Here is a 418-nt window from a genome sequence, read left to right on the forward strand (position 1 = left end):
CGACGCCGGCCGGTCTGGCCGCGGTCGCGGCTCCGGAGGCGGTGGTGGTGCCGCCCAGTCTGATTCCGGAGGGTGCTGAGCGGATTTCTCCGGAGATGTTGCCGCTGGTGGAGTTGTCGGTTGCGGAGGTTGAGCGGGTCGTTGCGGCTGTCGAGGGTGGCGCGGCGAACATCGCGGATGTCTATCCGTTGGCGCCTTTGCAGGAGGGCATCTTTTTCCATCACCTGCTGGAGGCGGATGGTGGGGTGGATGCGTATGTGATGCCGCGGGTGATGGCGTTTGATTCGCGGGAGCGGCTGGATGCGTTCCTGGGGGCGTTGCAGCAGGTCGTGGATCGGCATGACATCTATCGCACGGCTTTCGTGTGGGAGGGATTGAGTGAGCCGGTCCAGGTCGTGGTCCGCCGGGCCGTCCTGCC

1 protein-coding gene is annotated in these 418 nt (G+C 66.0%); it reads left to right on the top strand.

Features of this window, described 5'->3' with window-relative positions; translation table 11 throughout:
* A partial coding sequence (locus KUM49_RS38405) for a condensation domain-containing protein (protein ID WP_217241589.1) occupies positions 1 to 418 on the top strand: 418 nt, incomplete at both ends.

It is taken from the genome of Streptomyces sp. AC555_RSS877 (assembly GCF_019049245.1).
Classification (GTDB): Bacteria; Actinomycetota; Actinomycetes; order Streptomycetales; family Streptomycetaceae; genus Streptomyces.